General features: G+C 72.1%; 20 protein-coding genes. 14 read left to right on the top strand and 6 right to left on the bottom strand.

The window, feature by feature from the left end; all coding sequences use genetic code 11:
• The first annotated feature begins 31 nt into the window (after nt 1-31).
• The 7 genes from AC4PMY_RS04535 to AC4PMY_RS04505 all read left to right on the top strand — a co-directional run bounded on the left by AC4PMY_RS04535 (nt 32) and on the right by AC4PMY_RS04505 (nt 7456).
• Complete coding sequence (locus tag AC4PMY_RS04535) at nt 32-709, top strand: GntR family transcriptional regulator (protein WP_071259600.1); 678 nt, start codon at nt 32-34, stop codon at nt 707-709.
• Nucleotides 710-826: 117 nt separating this feature from the next.
• On the top strand, nt 827-2023 hold the full coding sequence (locus AC4PMY_RS04530) for an NAD(P)/FAD-dependent oxidoreductase (RefSeq protein WP_491622096.1): 1197 nt from the start codon (nt 827-829) through the stop codon (nt 2021-2023).
• Nucleotides 2023-2373, top strand: a complete 351-nt coding sequence (locus tag AC4PMY_RS04525; RefSeq protein WP_491622095.1) for a (2Fe-2S)-binding protein — start codon at nt 2023-2025, stop codon at nt 2371-2373. The genes AC4PMY_RS04530 and AC4PMY_RS04525 overlap by 1 nt, the downstream gene beginning before the upstream one ends.
• Complete coding sequence (locus AC4PMY_RS04520; protein WP_491622094.1) at nt 2370-3887, top strand: FAD-dependent oxidoreductase; 1518 nt, start codon at nt 2370-2372, stop codon at nt 3885-3887. The genes AC4PMY_RS04525 and AC4PMY_RS04520 overlap by 4 nt, the downstream gene beginning before the upstream one ends.
• A 41-nt stretch (nt 3888-3928) precedes the next feature.
• The gene (locus tag AC4PMY_RS04515; RefSeq protein ID WP_064294275.1) at nt 3929-4843 is read left to right on the top strand and encodes a dihydrodipicolinate synthase family protein; all 915 of its coding nucleotides are present in this window, start codon (nt 3929-3931) and stop codon (nt 4841-4843) included.
• 55 nt (nt 4844-4898) lie between these two features.
• A complete protein-coding gene (locus AC4PMY_RS04510) occupies nt 4899-5900 on the top strand; it encodes a proline racemase family protein (protein WP_491622093.1) in 1002 nt (333 codons plus the stop codon).
• Between the two features lie 26 nt (nt 5901-5926).
• Nucleotides 5927-7456, top strand: coding sequence for an aldehyde dehydrogenase (NADP(+)) (locus AC4PMY_RS04505; RefSeq protein WP_491622092.1), 1530 nt, complete (start codon nt 5927-5929; stop codon nt 7454-7456).
• A gap of 34 nt (nt 7457-7490) precedes the next feature.
• On the opposite strand, the gene AC4PMY_RS04500 is transcribed toward AC4PMY_RS04505, so the two are convergent.
• Nucleotides 7491-8018 (bottom strand): hypothetical protein, encoded by a 528-nt coding sequence (locus tag AC4PMY_RS04500; protein WP_231884282.1) that lies wholly within the window; start codon nt 8016-8018, stop codon nt 7491-7493.
• A gap of 73 nt (nt 8019-8091) precedes the next feature.
• Here AC4PMY_RS04500 and AC4PMY_RS04495 point away from each other — a divergent pair, with 73 nt between their 5' ends.
• The 4 genes from AC4PMY_RS04495 (at nt 8092) to AC4PMY_RS04480 (ending at nt 10228) form a co-directional block, all read left to right on the top strand.
• Nucleotides 8092-8565, top strand: coding sequence for an EVE domain-containing protein (locus tag AC4PMY_RS04495; RefSeq protein ID WP_121289600.1), 474 nt, complete (start codon nt 8092-8094; stop codon nt 8563-8565).
• 197 nt (nt 8566-8762) lie between these two features.
• A complete protein-coding gene (locus AC4PMY_RS04490) occupies nt 8763-9413 on the top strand; it encodes a 2-phosphosulfolactate phosphatase (RefSeq protein ID WP_064296380.1) in 651 nt (216 codons plus the stop codon).
• A 9-nt stretch (nt 9414-9422) separates the two neighbouring features.
• Nucleotides 9423-9725 carry a DUF427 domain-containing protein gene (locus AC4PMY_RS04485; protein WP_064296381.1) on the top strand — a complete coding sequence of 101 codons (303 nt, stop codon included), beginning with the start codon at nt 9423-9425 and terminating at the stop codon, nt 9723-9725.
• Nucleotides 9725-10228 (top strand): DinB family protein, encoded by a 504-nt coding sequence (locus AC4PMY_RS04480; protein ID WP_071259581.1) that lies wholly within the window; start codon nt 9725-9727, stop codon nt 10226-10228. The genes AC4PMY_RS04485 and AC4PMY_RS04480 overlap by 1 nt, the downstream gene beginning before the upstream one ends.
• A 27-nt stretch (nt 10229-10255) precedes the next feature.
• On the opposite strand, the gene AC4PMY_RS04475 is transcribed toward AC4PMY_RS04480, so the two are convergent.
• The 5 genes from AC4PMY_RS04475 to AC4PMY_RS04455 all read right to left on the bottom strand — a co-directional run bounded on the left by AC4PMY_RS04475 (nt 10256) and on the right by AC4PMY_RS04455 (nt 14427).
• On the bottom strand, nt 10256-11077 hold the full coding sequence (locus AC4PMY_RS04475) for a TspO/MBR family protein (protein ID WP_491622091.1): 822 nt from the start codon (nt 11075-11077) through the stop codon (nt 10256-10258).
• 100 nt (nt 11078-11177) lie between these two features.
• Entirely contained in the window at nt 11178-11744 is a 567-nt protein-coding gene (locus AC4PMY_RS04470) for a DUF1697 domain-containing protein (protein WP_491622090.1), read from the bottom strand.
• Nucleotides 11741-12265 carry a SprT-like domain-containing protein gene (locus tag AC4PMY_RS04465; RefSeq protein WP_491622089.1) on the bottom strand — a complete coding sequence of 175 codons (525 nt, stop codon included), beginning with the start codon at nt 12263-12265 and terminating at the stop codon, nt 11741-11743. The genes AC4PMY_RS04470 and AC4PMY_RS04465 overlap by 4 nt, the downstream gene beginning before the upstream one ends.
• A gap of 72 nt (nt 12266-12337) precedes the next feature.
• Nucleotides 12338-13570, bottom strand: coding sequence for a PQQ-dependent sugar dehydrogenase (locus tag AC4PMY_RS04460; RefSeq protein WP_491622088.1), 1233 nt, complete (start codon nt 13568-13570; stop codon nt 12338-12340).
• Nucleotides 13571-13572: 2 nt separating this feature from the next.
• Complete coding sequence (locus AC4PMY_RS04455) at nt 13573-14427, bottom strand: spermidine synthase (RefSeq protein WP_491622087.1); 855 nt, start codon at nt 14425-14427, stop codon at nt 13573-13575.
• Nucleotides 14428-14483: 56 nt separating this feature from the next.
• On the opposite strand from AC4PMY_RS04455, the gene AC4PMY_RS04450 reads away from it, so the two are divergent.
• The 3 genes from AC4PMY_RS04450 to AC4PMY_RS04440 are packed head-to-tail and all read left to right on the top strand — an operon-like array spanning nt 14484 to nt 16827.
• Nucleotides 14484-15272 carry a LamB/YcsF family protein gene (locus tag AC4PMY_RS04450; protein WP_491622086.1) on the top strand — a complete coding sequence of 263 codons (789 nt, stop codon included), beginning with the start codon at nt 14484-14486 and terminating at the stop codon, nt 15270-15272.
• The gene (locus AC4PMY_RS04445) at nt 15269-15961 is read left to right on the top strand and encodes a 5-oxoprolinase subunit B family protein (protein ID WP_491622085.1); all 693 of its coding nucleotides are present in this window, start codon (nt 15269-15271) and stop codon (nt 15959-15961) included. The genes AC4PMY_RS04450 and AC4PMY_RS04445 overlap by 4 nt, the downstream gene beginning before the upstream one ends.
• Nucleotides 15961-16827 (top strand): 5-oxoprolinase subunit C family protein, encoded by an 867-nt coding sequence (locus tag AC4PMY_RS04440; RefSeq protein ID WP_491622084.1) that lies wholly within the window; start codon nt 15961-15963, stop codon nt 16825-16827. Before AC4PMY_RS04445 ends, AC4PMY_RS04440 begins: the two co-directional genes overlap by 1 nt.
• Nucleotides 16828-17006: the final 179 nt, after the last annotated feature.

The raw sequence follows: 17006 nt of genomic DNA, 5'->3' as shown, positions 1-17006 counted from the left end.
CCGTGGTGGGAGACGAAGGATGGGAGTCGCGATGAGCATGTCGGCGATCCGACCGGCCGAGGAACGGCTGAGCCTGCGGGCGCAGGTGGAGCGGGCGGTGTCCGCGGCGATCATCTCGGGCGAGCTCGCGCCGGGGACGATGATCTCGGTACCGACGCTGGCGGTGCAGTTCAACGTCTCGGCGACGCCCGTCCGTGAAGCGATGCTCGATCTCGAGAAGCGCGACTTCGTGGAGGCGGTCCGGAACAAGGGGTTCCGTGTCACGGTCGTCAGCGAGGCCTCGCTCCGCAACACGGCGCAGATCCGCCAGCTCCTCGAGCCGCCCGCGATGGCGGACCTGGCGGAGGTCTTCGACCACGGGTCGCTGCCCGAGCTCCGGCAGCAGGCTGACGACATCGTGGCCGGTGCCCGCGACGGCGACCTGACCCGGTACCTCGAAGCCGACCAGGCGTTCCACCTCGCGCTCACCGCGAAACTCGGCAACCCGCTGCTCGTCGAGCTCGTCGCGGACCTCCGCGGACGTACCCGCCTCGTGGGGTTGGCCGCCATGCTCGATTCGCAGCAGCTCGACCGCTCGGCCGTGGAGCACCACGAGCTCCTCGACGCCCTCGAGCGGGGTGACGGGGCCGCCGCTCGCGAGCTCATGCACCGACACATCGGGCACACCACCGGCTGGTGGGCCGGCAAGCCGGAATCCGACGCCGAGTAGCCCCTGGCGTGCGTGCGCGGACCTCGACCAGGATCCGCGATCGCGCACGCTTGCCTGTTCAGTGAATGTGTGACACATTACTGAAAGCCCTTCCTTGCACCGACCGAAAGGACCGCCATGACCCGCATCGTCATCGTCGGCGCCGGCATCGTCGGTGCGGCCTGCGCGCGGATCCTCGCCCGCCGCGGCGCCGAGGTCGTCGTATTGGACCGTTCGGCGGCCGCCGGCGGTACGAGCGGCTCGGGGGAGGGGAACCTGCTCGTCTCCGACAAGGGGCCCGGCCCCGAACTCGACCTCGCCCGGTACGCTTCACGCCTCTGGCCCGTGGTCACCGCCGAACTCAGTGCCGAACTCGGACCGACCTTCCCGAGCATCGAGTTCGAGCGCAAGGGCGGCATCGTGGTCGCCACCACCGAGGCCGGCGCGCAGCCGCTGCTCGACTTCGCCGCCGCCCAGCGCGCGGCCGGTGTCGACGCCCGGCCCCTCACCGAGGACGAGCTGCTCGCGGCGGAGCCGTCGATCACCCGCTCCTCCACGGCGGCCGTCCACTATCCCGAGGACGCACAGGTCCAGCCCGTCATCGCCACGGAGGCCCTGCTCGCCTCGGCCCGGCGGGCGGGCGCGATCGTGCGCACCGGCGTCACCGTGACGGGCGGCGTCCGGAGCGCGACCGGTCGCCTCACGGGTGTCCGGACCTCCGTGGGCGACGTCTCGGGCGATGCGGTCCTCGTCTGCGCCGGACCGTGGTCGGCCGAGCTCGGCGAGGTGCTCGGGGCACCCGTCCCGGTCCGTCCCCGTCGCGGCATGGTGCTCGTCACCACCCGCATGCCGCACCGCGTGCACCACAAGGTCTACGACGGCGACTACTTCGGGGCCACGCAGTCGAGCGACGCCTCGCTCCAGACCTCGAGCGTCGTCGAGTCGACGGCTGCGGGCACCGTCCTCATCGGATCGAGCCGGCAGCAGATCGGGTTCGACGCGCGCCTCGACGTCGACGTGCTCCGCGAGGTCGCGGCGAAGTCGCTGCGCCTCTTCCCGTTCCTCCGCGACGCCTCGGTCATGCGCAGCTACGGTGGCTTCCGGCCGTACATGCCCGACCACCTCCCGGTCATCGGCCCCGACCACCGCCTGGACGGCCTGTGGCACGCGACGGGCCACGAGGGCGCCGGCATCGGACTGGCCCTCGCGACGGCCGAGCTCATCGCCGCCCGCCTGCTCGGCGGATCGGCCGACCTCGACGACGCCCCGTTCCGACTCGACCGCCCGGGGCTCGCCCCGCACCTGCACGTCGACCGCCCGGCCGAGGTGGCCTGATGGTCTCGAGACGACTGCCCGCGACGAGCGATCGGATCCTGCCCGGCACGGAGGACGCGCTGCGCATCGACCTCGACGGGACGCCCGTCGACGGACTCCGCGGCCAGACGATCGCCGGTGTCCTGTTGGGTTCCGGCGTCCTCGCCTGGCGCCGCACCAGCGGGGCCGGGAAGCCGCGCGGCGTCTTCTGCGGCATCGGGGTCTGCTTCGACTGCATCGTCACGGTGAACGGCCAGCGGGACGTCCGTGCCTGCCAGCGTCGCGCCGCGGACGGCGACCGCATCGAGTCGCAGCACGACGCCCTCCCGGAACCCACGACGGTGAACGACCCGTTCGGGGACCGGACATGAGCGCCCGGCAGCGGGAGGTCGTCGTCGTCGGTGCAGGTCCCGCCGGCCTCCAGGCCGCGCTCGCCGCCCGGGCCCTCGGTGCGTCCGTCACCCTGCTCGACGCCTCGGACGAGCTCGGCGGTCAGTACTGGCGGCACCTGCCGGCCAGCCGGCCGTCCGCGGCCGAGGCCTCGCTGCATCACGGGTTCGAGCGCTTCGTCGCGATGCGCGCGGCGCTCGACGCCGACGACGGCTGCACGGTGATCACCGAGGCGCAGGTGTGGGCGATCGACGTCGACCGCGCCGCCGCCGACCACGGCTCCGACGACATCTCCGGGGCGACCGGCCTGCGTCTGCACGTCCTGGTCGGACCGCCGGACGGCACCGACCGCACGGCGCTCACCCTCCGGCCGGACGCGCTCGTCCTCGCGACCGGCGCGCACGACCGCACGCTGCCCTTCCCCGGCTGGGACCTCCCCGGCGTGTTCTCGGCCGGTGCCGCCCAGGCCCTCGCGAAGGGCGAGCGGGTCGCCGTCGGTCAGCGGGTGGTCGTGGCCGGTGCCGGACCGTTCCTGTTGCCGGTGGCCGCGTCCTTGACCGCGACCGGATCACGCGTCCTCGGGGTCTACGAGGCCACGACCGTCGGCGGACTCGCCAGGGGCTGGCTCCCCAAGCCCTGGCAGCTGCTCGGCGTGACCGGGAAGGCCGGTGAGCTGCTCGGCTACGTCGGCGGCCACCTCCGTCACCGGATCCCGTACCGCGTCGGCCACGCGGTGGTCGCCGCGCACGGCACGGACCGGGTCGAGCGCGTGACCATCGCCGCCGTCGACGCCGACTGGTCGCCGATCCCCGGGACCGAGCGCACGGTCGAAGCGGACGCCGTCTGCGTCAGCCACGGGTTCACCCCACGGCTCGAGCTGCCCGTCGCGGTCGGCTGCGCGCTCACCGAAGCCCGGTTCGTCCAGGTCGACGACGAGCAGCGCACGAGCGTCCCGGCCGTCTTCGCGGCGGGGGAGATCACCGGTATCGGTGGTGTCGACGCCGCGCTCGCCGAGGGCGCGATCGCGGGACACGCTGCCGCAGGCGGACTCCCCGGCGCCTCCGGCATCCGTGCCGCCGTGAGCCGACGCGACACGTTCCTCGCCTTCGCCGACCGGCTCGAACGCGCCCACGGCATCCGCGCCGGCTGGAGCGACTGGCTCGACGACGACACCACCATCTGCCGCTGCGAGGAGGTCGACTACGGCTCGTTGCGCACGACGGCGACCGCCACCTGCGCGACCGGCCTGCGCTCCCTCAAACTCAGCACGCGCGCCGGACTCGGGATCTGCCAGGGACGCATATGCGGTCGCACCGTCGAGGAGCTCCTCCACCGCGTCGGAGCCGAAACCGGCGGCAGCGGCCTCATCGACGGCGTCTCGAGCGACCGCCGGCCCATCGCCTCCCCGCTGCGCATCGGCGAACTCGCCGCGCAGGCACCGGGACACCCTCCTCACGAACCGCCGTCGACCCCGACGGCCGAACACCCAGGATGACCGACCGGTCTCCGCACCACTCCCTCGGAAAGGAACCACCCATGGCCAAGCAGTTCGACCTCGGCGGCGTCATCGTCGCGACCACCCTCGCGTTCAAGGAGGACGCCTCGGCGCCCGCAGGCCTCGCCGTCGACTACGACCGCTTCGCCGAGCACTGCAACTGGCTCATCGAGAACGGTTGCCGCGGCGTCGGCCCGAACGGCTCGCTCGGTGAGTACTCGTCACTGACGGACGCCGAGCGGCGCAAGGTCATCCAGGTCGCGGTCGACACCGTCGGCGACCGCGGCCTCGTCGTCGCCGGGGTGCACGGCGTCGGCTGGCACCAGGCCCAGCAGTGGGCCGAGTACGCGAAGGAGGACGGCGCGGACGGCGTCCTGCTCCTGCCGCCCACCATCTACCGGGCGAACGACGACGAGGTCATCGAGCACTACAGCCGCGTGGACGAGGTCGGCCTGCCGATCATGGCCTACAACAACCCCATCGACACCAAGGTCGACCTCACGCCCGACCTGCTCGTCGAACTCGCCAAGCTCGAGCACGTCGTCGCCGTGAAGGAGTTCTCGGCCGACATCCGTCGGGTGCTCGAGATCCAGGACAAGACCGACCTCGACGTCATCGCGGGAGCGGACGACCTCCTCTTCGAGTCCCTCGTCGCCGGTGCGGTCGGCTGGTTCGCCGGCTACCCGAACGCCTTCCCCCGCGAGGCCGTCGAGCTGTACACGCTCGTCACCTCCGGTCGCGTCGACGAGGCCCGCACCCTCTACCGCGAGCTCGTGCCCGTCTTCGGGTGGGACTCGAAGACGGAGTTCGTCCAGGCCATCAAGCTCTCGATCGACATCGCCGGCGAGAGCTACGGTGGTCCGACGCGTCCGCCGCGCGGTCCGCTGAACGCGCTCCAGACGGAGCAGGTCACGACGCAGACGCGTCGCGCGCTCGACTACCTCGCGGCACGCTGAGCCTGGTGGCCGACGCGACACCCCGACCACGACCACCAGTCCTGAGAGGCACACCATGAAGTCCTCCCGCATGATCAGTGCGGTCGATTCGCACACCGAGGGCATGTCGACCCGCGTCGTCACCGGCGGGGTCGGCGTGATCCCCGGCGCGACCATGAACGAGAAGCGCCTCCACTTCATGGAGCATCTCGACGACCTGCGGCTCTTCCTCATGAACGAGCCACGCGGTCACGCGGCGATGAGCGGGGCGATCCTGCAGCCGTCCACGCGTGCGGACTGCGACTGGGGCGTCGTGTACATCGAGGTGTCCGGCTGCCTGCCGATGTGCGGGCACGGCACCATCGGGGTCGCGTCGGTCCTCGTGGAGACCGGCATGGTGGAGGTGGTCGAGCCGGTCACGACGATCCGGCTCGACACCCCCGCCGGACTCGTGATCGCGCGGGTCGACGTCAGCGACGGGCACGCCGACCGCGTGACGATCGAGAACGTCCCGAGCTATGTCGACCGCCTCGACGCCACGATCGAGGTGCCGGGCCTCGGCACCGTGCCGTACAGCCTCGCGTTCGGCGGCAACTTCTACGCGATGGTCGACCTCGACGACGTGGGCCTGCCCTTCGACCGCGACCGTCAGCAGGACATCCTCGACACGGGCCTGCGGATCATGGCGGCGATCAACGAGCAGGCGCCGCCCGTGCACCCCGAGATCGCCGGCCTCGACCACTGCCACCACGTCGAGTTCATCGCGCCGGGATCCGACGCCGTGCTGTCCCGGCATGCGATGGCCATCTTCCCGGGGTGGTTCGACCGCTCGCCCTGCGGCACCGGAACCTCGGCCCGCATGGCCGAGCTCTGGGCCCGCGGTGAGCTGCCACTCGATCAGGACTTCGTCAACGAGTCCTTCATCGGCAGCCGGTTCACCGGCCGGCTGATCGCCGAGACGTCGGTGGCCGGCCGGCCGGCCGTCATCCCGACCATCTCCGGTCGGGCCTGGGTCACCGGTATCGGCTCCTACCTCCTCGACCCCGCCGATCCGTTCCCGACCGGCTTCCAGTTCTGAACCACACCACGATCCCGGAGGATCACATGACGACCACGCCAGCCCCCGACGCCCCCATCGCGGAGACCACCCCCGAGCAGCTCGAGGAGGTCCTCCGGGGAGCCGCCGCGGCTGCACCCGCGTGGGCCGCGACGCCGGCGGACGCCCGTGCGCGTGCGCTCGTCGCCGTCGCCGACGCCCTGCAGGCCCACGCGGACGAGCTCGTCCCGGTCGGCATGGTCGAGACGGGGCTCGCCGAGGCCCGGCTCCGCGGCGAGCTCCTCCGCACCGCCGTGCAGCTGCGGCTCTTCGTGGAGACGATCGTCGACGGCTCCTACCTCGACGTCCGGATCGACGAGGCCGACCCGGACTTCGCGCTCGGCGCGCGCCCGGAACTCCGCCGCGTCCTCGTGCCGCTCGGCCCGGTCGTGAACTTCGCTGCGAGCAACTTCCCCTTCGCCTTCTCCGTCGCCGGTGGTGACACCGCGTCGATCCTCGCGGCCGGATGCCCGGTGATCCTCAAGGTGCACGACGGGCACCCGCGGCTCTCGCTCGCGACGGCGGCCGTCCTCGAGGCCGCGCTCCGGGCGTCCGGGGCTCCTGACGGCGTCTTCCAGACGATCATCGGCCAGGAGGCCGGCGTCGTCGCGCTGCAGGACGAGCGCGTCCGGGCCGGCTCCTTCACGGGCTCCCTCCGGGCGGGTCGGATCCTCGCCGACCTCGCGGCGGCACGCCCCGTCCCGATCCCGTTCTTCGGCGAGCTCGGCAGCGTCAACCCCGTGTTCGTGACGCAGACGGCCCTCGACGAGTCCGCGGCGACCATCGCGACGGGGTTCGTCACGAGCGTCGCGGGGTCGGCCGGTCAGCTCTGTACGAAACCTGGTTTCGTCTACCTGCCGGACGGCGCGGGGCTCGACGAGTCGATCCGTGAGGCTGCTGCCGCGGTCCCCGAGCACCGACTCCTGAACGACCGCATCACGGCCGGGTACCAGGCGAGGCGCGACACGATCCTCGGAACCGACGGCGTGCGGGTCATCGCCGAGGGTTCGCTCCGGGTCGACGAGGACGGCGAGGGCTGGGCGACCCCCACGATCGTCGCGGTCCCACTCGACGCGCTGCGGGCCGGTCGGGACGCCCTGCTCGACGAGGCCTTCGGTCCGTTGTCGATCATCGTCGAGGTCCCGGCCGGTACGGCGCTCGCACCGCTCGTGTCGGAGTTCTGCGAGGGCAACCTGACGGCCACCCTGCACGCCGGTGCCGACGAGACGAGCGACGACCTCGTGGAACTCGTCCAGCAGCTGTCGGCGCACGCCGGACGGGTGCTGTTCGGCGGTTGGCCCACCGGCGTCGCGGTCACGCCCGCCATGCAGCACGGCGGACCGTGGCCGGCGACGACGAACGACTCGAGCACCTCGGTGGGGACGGCCGCGATCACCCGTTTCCTGCGACCGGTCGCGTTCCAGAACATGCCGGACCGGTTCCTGCCCGAGGTGCTGCGGTCGTCGGCCACCGGCGTCCCGCGGACGATCGCACCCGCGGGCGAGTCGACGCACTGGGGCGAGGCGGCTCAGCGCTGATGCGCGGCCGGCCGGTCCCCCGGACGGCGAGGCGTCAGATGGCGCCCTCGACCGTGGCGCCGACCTCGTCGTCCTCCTCGTCGCCGGGGAGCGGCGGGTCGTAGGCCCAGCTCGGCGCGAGCGCCTTGATCCGCGCACCGCGCCACTGCCATGTCGCCCACAGCGGGTACCAGTAGAGCGGGGCGATCGCGCCGGTGATCACGAGTCGGTCGCGGTACAGGGTCTTCGTCGGGTCCTGCTTGTCGCGGGCCACCGCCATCTGGTGGTCCCACCCGGCGAGCTTGCTGAGCGGCCCGCTGACCGGGTCGCCCTGGTCGTGGAGGATGCGGGTGCCGTCGCGGCGCTCGATGAACTCGAGGTCGATGATCTGGTCGCCGACCGGGATCGCGCCGGCGGCCTTCACGCGCACGCGGTGCGCTCCCGGCTCCCAGATGGTGGGGAACCCGTCGGCGTCGAGCGCCTCGAGGCCCATGACGGGGCTGTAGAGCTCCCGCAGGACCGCCGGGGAGCGGAGTGCCCGCCAGGCGACGTCGACATCACAGTCCAGGACGAGTTTCAGCATCACGCGCATGCCTCAGTGTCGCATGTGCGGCTCGGCGGCTGCAGGGGGTGCGCCGGTAGGGAAGACTGTGCCTATGGCGATCCGGTACTGGCTGGGCGTGATCCAGCGGGATCACGTCGTCCTCGGCGTCCGGCAGGGCTTCGTGCAGATCAACCACGGGCAGCGCGGCGGTCTCGACCAGATGCGCGAGTCCGACGGCTTCGTGTACTACTCGCCGAGGGTCAGCACCCCGGACGGCGCGCCGCTCAAGGCGTTCACCGCGATCGGGCGGGTCTCCGACGACACCGTCTACCAGGCGGCCGTGCCTCGACCGGACGGAGCCGATTGGCGGCCCTGGCGGCGGAGTGTCGACTGGTACCCGGACGCGGTCGAGGCGCCCATCCGTCCGATGCTCGCGCTCCTCGACTTCACGAGCTTCACCCGGAACTGGGGTGTCCAGCTCCGTCGTGGGTTCCTCGAGCTGAGTCGTCACGACTTCGAGCTCATCCGCAACGAGATGCGTCCGCCCCACCCCGACGACCGTCGCTTCCCCACCGCCTCCCGCTGACCCCCTCCTGTCCTTGCGCCAGCGCGGTGCGCTGACGTCACCGCGGGTCCGGCGCGTGAGCGCGCCCTTCCGGAGGCCCGCGCTCACGTCCGATGGCCCGCGCTCGCGTCAGCGCACCGCGCTGGCCACCACCCCCACGGAGGTCTTCGGACGCAACACTCGTGGGGTGGGTGGGTGCGCCTGGATACGATGAACGGGTGAGTACCGCAGCCGCCACCCCGCCGCCCGTCCACCCGCCGCTCGCCCAGACCAAGTACCAGGTCAGGTTCGACTGGGGCGTGGCAGGAGCCGGCCGGGTCGAGGCGGCGGACGTCGCGGTCGTCGTGGACGTGCTCCACGCGACGACCTCCGTCGAGCGGCGCGTGAGCGGTGGGGAGACCGTCGCCGTCGCCGAACTGGACGACCGCGGGGAGACGGCTCAGATCGCGACCCTGCTCGCCGACGCGGGTGCGACGGTCGTCGCCGGGTGCCTGCGCAACCGGTCGGCGGTCGCGGACTGGATCATCGCGAAGCAGGCCGAGCTCGGTCGGCGTACGAGCATCGTCGTCATCGCGGTCGGCGAACTCGACGACACGGCCGAGACCCGGTTCGCTGTCGAGGACCTCTTCGGGGCCGGTGCCGTGATCGAGGCGCTGGGGCTCCGCGGCATCGACTTCACCTCACCGGAGGCCGCTGCCGCCGCCGCCGCGTACGAGGGCCTGCGCAACGGCGTCGGGCACCTGCTGTCCGCGTCCGCCACCGCCCAGCAGCTCGCGCAGGCGGGTGCCACGCAGCACGTCCAGGCGGCACGCGAGGTCGACGTGTCAAGCGTCGTCCCGGTCCTGGACGGAGCCCTGTTCCGGGCGTAGTCTCGGCGCATGCGCGCACTCCTCGGAACCACCGTCCTCGCCGAAGCCCCCGAGTCGGAGCTCATCAAGATCGAGGGCAACTGGTACTTCCCGCCGTCGAGCCTCAATCGCGAGCGCTTCGTCGAGACCGACACCCAGTACCACTGCCCGTGGAAGGGCGACGCCCAGTACTGGGGCGTCACCGACGGTGGCGAGGTCAAGCCCGATGTGGCCTGGTCGTACCCGACCCCGTATCCGACCGCGTTCGACCGCGTCGGCAAGGACTTCTCCGGCTACGTCGCCTTCGGGAACGAGGTCCAGGTCGTCGACTGATGGCCGACTGGGGCGACCGCCCGCAGCCGCCTGAGCGCGGTGGCGAGCGCGAGACGATCGAGGGTTTCCTCGATCTGCAGCGCGCGAGCATCGTCTGGAAGGCACGCGGCCTCACCGACGAGCTCGCGGCCAAGCGGCTGCTGCCGAGCATCACGACGGTCTCGGGCGTCATCCGACACCTCGCCGATGTCGAGCGCAGCTGGTTCCGCGAGGACATGGACGGGCAGTCGGACGTCCCGGCACGGTGGACCGACGATGACCCCGACGGCGAATGGCGCATCACGGCCGACGACAGTCTGGCCGAGATCATCGCCGACTACGAGGCGGCCTGTGCGGAGTCCCGCGAGGTGGCGTCGCGGTATCAGCTCGACGACGTCTGCCTCGGCAACGACCAGCGGTTCACACTGCGGTGGATCGAGCTCCACATGATCGAGGAGACGGCCCGGCATCTCGGGCACGTCGACGTCCTCCGCGAACAGCTCGACGGCCGCACGGGCGAGTAGCGCCGCGGCCGTCGAGCGAGCCGAGCGTCAGGCGCCCACGAGTGCTGCGCGGTCGCGTCCCCGTGAGACGCGGACGACCACGGTGACGACGGCCACCACGACCGCGACGATCAGCGCCGTGACCCCCGCTTCGGTCGACAGCAGTTCGCCGGTGAAGCGGCCCACGGCCACCCACGCCAGCCCCCAGCAGAGCGACAGCATGGGGGCGATGCGCCCACGTCCGACGACCGCGAGCAGGATCCCGACCGCCCCGGCGACCGCGAGGACGATGATCGCCCAGACACCGGCGGCCGGGCCGTCCGCGCTCCCGATCCCGGATCCGACGAGCGCCGCGGTGATGTTCGCCGCCGTCGCGACGCACACCCACCCGAGGTAGAGGCCCATCGTGCCGTCCGTGATGATGGCGTCGACCATCCCGGCGGGCCTGGTGCGGAGCACGATCACGAAGATGCGGGCCAGGACACCCAGGAGGGCGACGATCACGAACACGCTGAGGATCAGGAAGCCCGCTTGCACCACGAGGATCCACGCCGCGTTCAGCAACAGGCTCGCCACGACCCAGTAGCCGAGACGACGGTGGCGCTCGCGGGTCGTCTGCGAGGGCAGGAACTGCCAGACCGCATAGGCGACGAGCCCGAGGTAGATGACGCTCCAGATGGAGAACGCGGGTCCGTCCGGTGCGATCGGCGTCGAGGAGGCGCTCAACGCGCCGTTCGCCGCGTTCTGGACCTGCGTGCCCCCGGCGGCTCCCGACCCGATGTAGGAGCCGATGATCGCGAGGACCGCGCTGACGGCGACGGCGATCTGCCGGACGCGGTCCGCGGTGGTGGGTGAATCGATGCCGGTCATGACGCGTGCCTCCAGAATTGTGCAGCTAGCTGATCAATTCAGCGTACGCCACCGTCGGGCACCTCGCGGGGGCTTGCGCCGACGCCGCGGATCCGCCTGTTCAGAGGAGCTTCCGCAGCGTCCGCAGGTTGCGCGTGGTGACGTGCGGTTTGAACCGGGCCTTCGAGGACTCCTTTGCGAAGGCGGTGTCGGTGCTCGACCCCTTCGGGACCTCCCAGTAGAGGACGCCGTCGCCGGGTGCGACGCGGTCGGGCTGCTCCCCGGCTGCCGCCGAGAACGCGAGCAGTGCGTCGAGCGAGCTCTGTTCGGAGGAGAACATGACGTACGGCTGGACCTCGTCGGCCTCCGTCCAGGGGTAGGCGTCGACGACGTCGGCGAGTGCGTGCTGATGTGTGAGCACGATCCACGCCTCGTAGCCGAAGGCCTCCGCGAGCGCCCGCTCGATTCGCCGTTTCAGCGCGCCGCGTGCATCGTGCGCCGTCTCGCCGGGCTCGTGCTCCGGGTCGTCGAAGACGACATTGCCGCTCGCCAGCACGGTACGGACTCCCGTGAACCCGGCCGATCGGAACACCTCGGCGAGGTCCGCGGAGCGGATCGTGACGCCGCCGACGTTGACCCCGCGCAGGAGTGCGATCCAGCTGTCGGCGGGAACCGCGCCGCCGGTCATGACCCGATGCCCGGCTCGGGCTGGGTGGAGCTGTCGAACGCCGCCGCCCGACGCCGCATGGCCGGCGTGACCTCCCGGTGCACCCAGCTGAGGAGGAAACGTTCGTCCCAGGAACGCGAGCACTTGCCACACGAGGTGGCCCGGCTCGGGCGCCGATGCCGGTAGAGGACGTGGCCCGAGGGGCAGGTGCCGACCCACGGGGCGAGTTCGTCGGCCGTCTGGCCCTCGTGGAGACGCGAGCCCTCGTAGCCGATCTCCTCGGCGACCTTGCGCCACTTGGGTCCGTGCCCGGCGCGCGCCCCGGCGAGGGCGTGCGCGACCTCGTGGAGGAGGATCTGGTGGATCTCGTCGTCGTCGTAGCGTGCCGCGAGATAGCGCGAGACGGTGATGCGCTTCGTCGTGAAGTTGCACAGGCCGGCGCGTCGCTTGGCGTTGTCGAAGCCGAAGGTCCAGACCGTCGGGTCGAGGTGCAGCACGATGAGCGCCTGTGCCCACGCCGTGACCCGACTGAGTTCTGCCATGCCTGGATGGTACTCCCGGCGACCGACACCGGACCGCAGGAGCGGGATGACCCACCGGTGTGGCGGTCGCCCTCAGCGGGCCGCGAGCGGGGCGAGGGGGAGTTCGACGATCCGGTCGTCCTGGGACCCGGGCGAACCGCGGCCGTCGGTGTTGTTCGTGAGGATCCAGGCGGTCCCCGGCGGGCCGGCCACGACGTCGCGGATCCGTCCGAACTCACCGACGAGGTAGGGCACCGCGTCGATCACGCCCACGAGCGCGCTGCTCCCCGCCGGGACGTGCACGCCGTCGGTGATGCCGTACAGGCGCTCGCCGCGGAGCGAGGCCATGAAGATCGTGTCGTCGATGATCGCGAGACCGCTCGGGCTCGCGTCCTCCGTGGCCCACTGCGCGACCGGGTCGATCATGCCCTGGGCTCCGGCGATGCCCTCGGCGACCGGCCAGCCGTAGTTCCCGCCGGGGGTGATCCGGTTGAGCTCGTCCCAGGTGTTCTGGCCGAATTCGCTCGCCCACAGGCCGCCGTCGCGATCCCACGCGATGCCCTGCGGGTTGCGATGGCCGAGGGAGTAGACGGGCGACCCCGGGAACGGGTTGTCGCCCGGTACCGCGCCGTCGGGAGTGAGCCGCAGGATCTTCCCGCCGAGGCTGCTCATGTCCTGGGCCAGGCTCCGGTCACCGGCGTCACCCGTGGTGGCGTAGAGCATGCCGTCCGGTCCGAACGCGATGCGTCCGCCGTTGTGGTTCCCGGCCCGGGGGATGCCGACGAGGACCTCCTCGACGCCGCCGAGCGCGTACGACCCTGCCGCTCCCGTGAGCGGGAACCGCACGATCCGGTTGTCGGACGACGTCGTCAGGTAGGCGTAGAGCCAGGTTCCCGCGGTCTCCTCTCCCGTCGGCGTGAGGACGGCGAGTCCGAGCAGCCCGCCCTCGCCGCCCGCGGCCACCCCGGGGACCACGCCGACCTGCCGCACCGCGCCGCCGCTGACGACCTCGAGGACGTCGCCCGCGTCGCGCTGGCTCACCAGCGTGCTGCCCGAGGCGAGTCGGACCATCGACCAGGGCGCGTCGAGGCCGCCGACGACCGTGGTGGCCTCACCGGTCGGGGCGACCGGCCCGGTGGGAACCGCGGATGTGGGCGTCGATGCGGACGCACTCGGCGCGGGGGAGGGTGAAAGGGAGGCCGTACCCGGTGATCGTGGCTCCCCGTCGGTGCAGGCCACGAGCGCCAGGGCGGTGGCGGCGAGCAGGGCGGTGAGCGAGGCGGGCGCACGCAGGCCCCGTCGTCGCGGCGTCTGCGTGGTGGCCATGGTCAGCCCTTCGTCTGGAAGATGCCCTGGGCGGGGTTCGGGGAGGGGACGGCGGTCGTGTCCGTGACGACCTGTGCCCCCGCGATGAAGGCGCGCAGCTCGGCGCCAGCCACCGCCTTGGCGGGGTGGGGTCCGGCCGCGAGGAGCCTCGGCAGGAAGTCGAGTGGGAGCGCGGTGTTCGATCCGACGAGGACGACGTTCCCGAAGCGGCGGCCTTTGAGGATCTGCGTCTCCGCGAGGGCGGCGACGTGTGACACGGAGTCGGCGAGCGTCGCGGCCTGTCCGCGGGCGAAGGCGAGTCCGCGGCCGTCGGCGACGTTCACGACGATGACGCCGGTCGGCGACAGCAGCTCGACCGCCGAGGCGTAGAACTCCGTGCTCGTGACGTGGGCCGGCGTGTTGGCGCCGCTGAAGATGTCGACGACGACGAGGTCGACGGTGCCCCGGAGCCCCGGCGGCAGCTTCGCGACGATCTCGCGGGCGTCGCCGTAGCGGACGCGGATCTGGGCGCGCTTCGACCAGGGGAGGTGCTCGCGCACGAGATCGATGAGTTCGCGCTCGAGCTCGACGACCTGCTGCCGCGAGCCCGGCCTCGTCGCCTCGACGTAGCGGGGGAGGGTGAGCGCGCCGGCGCCGAGGTGCACCGCCGTGATCGGCTGACCGGGATCGGCGATCTCGTCGATGATGTGACCGATGCGCTGGATGTACTCGAAGAAGAGCTCCTCGGGCTCATCGAGGTTGACGTGCGACTGCGGCGTGCCGTCGACCACCAGCTGATAGGTGCCCGGCACGAAGCGGTCGGCCTCGATCCTGGCCAGGTATCCGCTGACGCCGAGTCGTACCTGTGCCTCGTCCATACCCCCACCCTAGACTTTCCCGCAGGAGTGGGAGGCGGAGCGGAAGGGGTGCGGCCGTGGCGCAGGTGGACCTCAACAGCGACCTCGGCGAGGTCTGGCGCGGCGTGCCGACCGCCGACGACGACGCCATGTTCGCCCTCATCACGAGCGCGAACGTCGCCTGCGGCTTCCACGCCGGGGACGACGCGTCCATGCACGACGCCGTCCGCCGCTCGACGGCCCACGGGGTGTCGTTGGGAGCCCACCCCTCCTACCGGGACGAGGCGGGCTTCGGGCGCCGCGACCAGGACCTACCCGCCGAGGTGCTCGAAGCGGAGGTCCTGGAGCAGCTCCGCGCCCTGCAGCGAGCGGTCGACGAGGTCGGCGAAGCCGACGGGACCGCCGTGGGGCTCGCCTACGTGAAGCCGCACGGCGCCCTCTACAACCGGATCGCGCACGACCGGGTCCAGGCGCGGGCGGTCGTCCGGGCGGTGGTCACGGCCTCCGAGGAGCTCGGGCGACCACTTCCCGTGCTCGGGATGCCCGGCTCCGTGATCGGACGCGAGACCCTCGCCGCCGGGCTCCGCTTCGTCGCTGAAGCCTTCGTCGACCGCGGCTACCGCTCCGACGGTTCGCTCGTCCCGCGTGATACCCCCGGGGCACTGGTCACCGATGAGACCGCCGCCGCCCGCCGCGCCGTCTCCCTCGTCCTCGACCGACGCATCACCAGTGTCGACGGTGCCGACGTCGAACTCGACGCGGTCTCGCTCTGCGTGCACGGCGACACCCCGGGAGCCGTGTCGCTCGCCACGGCGGTCAGAACCGCCCTGCTGGACGCCGGCGTCGCACTGGTCGCGCCGTGGTGAACACGGACACCTCATCGGGACCCGTGCTCCGAGCGATGGGGGAGGAGGCCGTACTCCTCGAACTCGGATCGCTCGAGGACGTGCTGCTCGTGCACCGGGCGCTCGCCGCGTCGCGCCCGGCGGGGCTGGTCGACCTCGTCCCGGCCGCCCGGACCGTGCTCGCCGTGACGGACGCGCGGGGTCCGGCGCTCGCCGCGGTGGGTACCTGGTTGCTCGCGACCGCTGAACGGGCGCTCGCACCCGGCGCGGGAGGCTCGACGGTCGCTGTCGAGGAGGAGCTGGCGCGGCCGGACGTCGTCATCCACGTCCGCTACGACGGACCGGACCTCCGCGAGACCGCGGAGCTGCTCGGCATGGAGGCAGCGGATCTCATCGCCTGGCACACCGCTCGCGCATGGACCGTCGCCTTCAGCGGCTTCGCGCCGGGATTCGCCTACCTCGTCCCGGAACGGGAGGACGAGACGATCGGCCGGCCACTCGAGATCCCGCGATTGAGCGTGCCGCGGACGACCGTCCCCGCGGGTTCGGTGGCGCTCGCCGGAACGTTCAGCGGCGTCTATCCGCGAGCCTCCCCGGGCGGGTGGCGCATCATCGGGACGACCGACGCCGTCCTGTGGGACGATGCAGCGGACCCGCCCGCCCTCCTCGTCCCCGGCGGCCGGGTGCGCTTCGTGCAGGTCGTCGCATGATGGGCGGGACGCTGCTCGTAGAGGCGGCGGGACCGGCGACCACCGTGCAGGACCTGGGTCGACCTGGGGCTGCGGCCCTCGGGGTCAGCCCGTCCGGCGCGCTCGACCGCGGCGCCCTGCGCCTCGCCAACCGTCTCGTCGGCAACCCGGAGGGCCGTGCGGCGCTCGAGGTCGTCCTGGGCCCGTTCGTGGCCGTCGCCGAGGTCGACCTCTGGATCGCCGTGACCGGTGCGTGGGGTCCGATCACCGTCGACGGCAGGCCGTCCGACGGGCACCGCGCCGTCCGCGTCCAGGCCGGCTCCCGGCTCGAACTCGGCGCGGCGACCCACGGGCTCCGGTACTTCCTCGCCGTCCGCGGCGGCTTGGACGGCCCGCAGCTCCTCGGCTCGCGGTCGACGGACACCCTGGCCGGCCTCGGCCCGGCACCGGTCGTCGCCGGCGATCGACTCCCCGTCCTCCCCACCCCGCGCCGCCGCGTCCCTCCGCTCGACATCGCCCCGTGGACGCGGCCCGACGCCGGGGAGCGTCTCGTGCGGATCTCGCCGGGGCCCCGCCAGGACTGGTTCGACGACGCCTCCCTGCGGCGCCTGGTCGAGCAGCCGTGGACCATGACGGCCGACGCCGATCGCATCGGGATGCGCCTCGACGGGCCGCCGCTCGAGCGACTCGATCCCGGTCGGGAACTGCCGAGCGAGGGCATGGTCGCCGGGGCGGTCCAGGTGCCGCCGAGCGGTCTGCCGACGATCCTGTCGGCCGACCACCCGGTCACCGGCGGGTATCCGGTCGTCGCGGTCGTGCGTGCCGCGGACCGAGACCTCCTGGCGCAACTCCGGCCCGGTCAGCGTCTGCGGTTCAGCACGGGTTGACGGGAACACCGGGGGCGACGCGGCGGTTATACCGGAAAGTCGAAAACTCGTCAAGGAAACAGTAGACACGCCGAAGATTCCGGCATATAGTTGTTCTTTGCGCTCCCAGAATCTCTATGCCTTCATATTGCGGTCGGCTGGTGTGCGGGTCCAACCCGCCACATGTTCTCTTTCTGGTG

Source organism: Plantibacter sp. MDV22-iso1 (assembly GCF_058408345.1).
Note: the sequence above shows the minus strand (reverse complement) of the source record. Positions and strands in the feature narration are given on the sequence as shown.

Bases quoted from the DNA above. Each gene is read 5' to 3' on its own strand.
- AC4PMY_RS04535 (WP_071259600.1), top strand. From the start codon at position 32: ATGAGCATGTCGGCGATCCGACCGGCCGAGGAACGGCTGAGCCTGCGG.
- AC4PMY_RS04530 (WP_491622096.1), top strand. From the start codon at position 827: ATGACCCGCATCGTCATCGTCGGCGCCGGCATCGTCGGTGCGGCCTGC.
- AC4PMY_RS04525 (WP_491622095.1), top strand. From the start codon at position 2,023: ATGGTCTCGAGACGACTGCCCGCGACGAGCGATCGGATCCTGCCCGGC.
- AC4PMY_RS04520 (WP_491622094.1), top strand. From the start codon at position 2,370: ATGAGCGCCCGGCAGCGGGAGGTCGTCGTCGTCGGTGCAGGTCCCGCC.
- AC4PMY_RS04515 (WP_064294275.1), top strand. From the start codon at position 3,929: ATGGCCAAGCAGTTCGACCTCGGCGGCGTCATCGTCGCGACCACCCTC.
- AC4PMY_RS04510 (WP_491622093.1), top strand. From the start codon at position 4,899: ATGAAGTCCTCCCGCATGATCAGTGCGGTCGATTCGCACACCGAGGGC.
- AC4PMY_RS04505 (WP_491622092.1), top strand. From the start codon at position 5,927: ATGACGACCACGCCAGCCCCCGACGCCCCCATCGCGGAGACCACCCCC.
- AC4PMY_RS04500 (WP_231884282.1), bottom strand. From the start codon at position 8,018: ATGCTGAAACTCGTCCTGGACTGTGATGTCGACGTCGCCTGGCGGGCA.
- AC4PMY_RS04495 (WP_121289600.1), top strand. From the start codon at position 8,092: ATGGCGATCCGGTACTGGCTGGGCGTGATCCAGCGGGATCACGTCGTC.
- AC4PMY_RS04485 (WP_064296381.1), top strand. From the start codon at position 9,423: ATGCGCGCACTCCTCGGAACCACCGTCCTCGCCGAAGCCCCCGAGTCG.
- AC4PMY_RS04480 (WP_071259581.1), top strand. From the start codon at position 9,725: ATGGCCGACTGGGGCGACCGCCCGCAGCCGCCTGAGCGCGGTGGCGAG.
- AC4PMY_RS04475 (WP_491622091.1), bottom strand. From the start codon at position 11,077: ATGACCGGCATCGATTCACCCACCACCGCGGACCGCGTCCGGCAGATC.
- AC4PMY_RS04470 (WP_491622090.1), bottom strand. From the start codon at position 11,744: ATGACCGGCGGCGCGGTTCCCGCCGACAGCTGGATCGCACTCCTGCGC.
- AC4PMY_RS04465 (WP_491622089.1), bottom strand. From the start codon at position 12,265: ATGGCAGAACTCAGTCGGGTCACGGCGTGGGCACAGGCGCTCATCGTG.
- AC4PMY_RS04460 (WP_491622088.1), bottom strand. From the start codon at position 13,570: ATGGCCACCACGCAGACGCCGCGACGACGGGGCCTGCGTGCGCCCGCC.
- AC4PMY_RS04455 (WP_491622087.1), bottom strand. From the start codon at position 14,427: ATGGACGAGGCACAGGTACGACTCGGCGTCAGCGGATACCTGGCCAGG.
- AC4PMY_RS04440 (WP_491622084.1), top strand. From the start codon at position 15,961: ATGGGCGGGACGCTGCTCGTAGAGGCGGCGGGACCGGCGACCACCGTG.